This window comes from Faecalibacterium sp. An192, assembly GCF_002160175.1.
In the GTDB taxonomy this organism is placed as follows: Bacteria; Bacillota; Clostridia; order Oscillospirales; family Ruminococcaceae; genus Faecalibacterium.
In genome coordinates this window covers 1-1784 of sequence record NZ_NFKB01000121.1, presented here as the reverse complement: position 1 = coordinate 1784, position 1784 = coordinate 1, and the positions used below count along the sequence as shown (strand labels likewise).

2 protein-coding genes and 2 pseudogenes are annotated in these 1784 nt (G+C 55.5%); all 4 read left to right on the top strand.

Features of this window, described 5'->3' with window-relative positions:
• A pseudogene (locus B5F27_RS16160) lies at positions 1–440 on the top strand (relaxase); the annotation flags it as partial.
• Positions 430–816: a cysteine-rich VLP domain-containing protein gene (locus B5F27_RS16155; protein ID WP_087369060.1), complete on the top strand. Its 387-nt coding sequence runs from the start codon at positions 430–432 to the stop codon at positions 814–816. The pseudogene B5F27_RS16160 and the gene B5F27_RS16155, both read left to right, overlap by 11 nt.
• A 112-nt stretch (positions 817–928) precedes the next feature.
• The gene (locus tag B5F27_RS16150; protein WP_087369059.1) at positions 929–1687 is read left to right on the top strand and encodes a phage replisome organizer N-terminal domain-containing protein; all 759 of its coding nucleotides are present in this window, start codon (positions 929–931) and stop codon (positions 1685–1687) included.
• Positions 1684–1784 (top strand): annotated as a pseudogene (locus tag B5F27_RS16690) (ATP-binding protein); the annotation flags it as partial. The gene B5F27_RS16150 and the pseudogene B5F27_RS16690, both read left to right, overlap by 4 nt.

The following is a 1784-nucleotide window of genomic DNA, read 5'->3' as shown; positions in this document are numbered from 1 at the left end:
AAGCTGCTTTTGATACCGCCTATGAGGAAATGCGCCAGACCAGCGGCGAACTGAAAACGCTGGAAACGAAGCTGCAAGGGAAAAAGGAGTTGCAGCGACAGGTACTTGCCTACGCCAAGACCAAGCTCGCCCGCGACGGGCTGAAAGCGCAGAAATCCCCCAAAGCCCGCGCCGCATACCGGCAGGCGCATGAGAGCGATTTTATCATAGCCGACGCAGCCGCCCGGTATTTCAAGGCGCATGGCATTACCAGGCTGCCCGCCCGGAAAGCGTTGCAGGACGAGATCGAGCAGCTTGTTTCCAAGAAATCCGGCCTGTATAACACCTACCAAGAGCAGAAGCAGCGGTTCAAGGAGTTGCAGACGGTCAAGCGGAACATCGAACAGATTTTGCGCCGGGAGGAACCCCGCCGCAGAAAGGAGCAGAGCCATGAGCGATAACCTGCCCCGCATGGACTACCGCCAGCACCGGCGGGCGCGGCGGCTGGTGCATGAGTGCTGTAACTACGACGCGGGGAACTGCCTGCTGTTAGACGACGGGGAGCCTTGCGTGTGCGTCCAGAGCATTTCCCTTTCCCTCATGTGCCGGTGGTTCCGTGTGGCTGTCCTGCCCCTTGACGGGGAGCTGGCCGCAGCCCTCTTGTACCGGGGGAGCCGGAAACGGTGCGCCGTCTGCGGGGCGGCATTTGTCCCCAAATCCAACCGGGGAAAATACTGCCCCAACTGCGCCGGGCGCATGAAGAAAATCAAAGCCGCCCAGAGAAAGCGGAAACAAAGGCAGAAATGTCACGCTTTAGAGCCTTTCAAACCCTCATAAATCAAGGCTTTTTTCATGGGTGTCAAAGGGTGCGCGATACATTTATCCTTTTCCCCCGGAAACGGCGTTCTAAATGCGTACAAACGCCCCAAATCCACCCAAAGGAGGAACCATGTCAGATAACCGAAAATACTACTACCTCAAGCTGAAAGAGAATTACTTTGACGAGGACGCTATCGTGCTGCTGGAAAGTATGCAGGACGGTATCCTCTATTCCAACATTCTCTTGAAACTGTACCTGAAATCGCTGAAAAACGGCGGGAAGTTGCAGCTTGATGAAAATATCCCCTACACCGCCCAGATGATTGCCACCCTAACCCGCCAGCAAGTCGGCACCGTAGAACGAGCCTTGCAGATCTTTATGAAGCTGGGGCTTGTGGAGCCGCTGCAAAACGGCGCGCTGTATATGAGCAACATTGAACTGCTGATCGGCCAATCCTCTACCGAGGGGGAGCGAAAACGGCGGGCAAGGCTGGCTTTGCAGGGGCAAAAAGCCTTGCCAAAGGCCGGGGCGGACAAATGTCCACCATATCAAGCGGACATTTGTCCACCAGAGTTAGAGATAGAGAAAGAGATAGAGATAGAAAAAGAGAGAGAGCGAGAGTTAGATACGGGACAGGCCACCCGCACCGCCTATGGCCGGTATGGAAATGTCTTTCTGACCCAATCAGAACTGGGCGGGCTGAAAGCTGACCTGCCCGGCAAATGGGACTACTACATTGACCGGCTATCTTGTCATATCGCGTCCAGCGGCAGGAAGTATCACAGCCATGCCGCCACGATTTATAAATGGGCGCAGGAGGACGCAGCCAAGAAAGCCCCGAAAAAGGGCATCCCTGACTACTCATGCAAGGAGGGCGAGAGTTTATGAAGAACGAAATCAACGCTGTTTTGGAGAATATGACGGCCACCACCCCGGAGCCGGAGGACTACACCGGCGAGGACGGTTTACTGTACTGCGGCAAGTG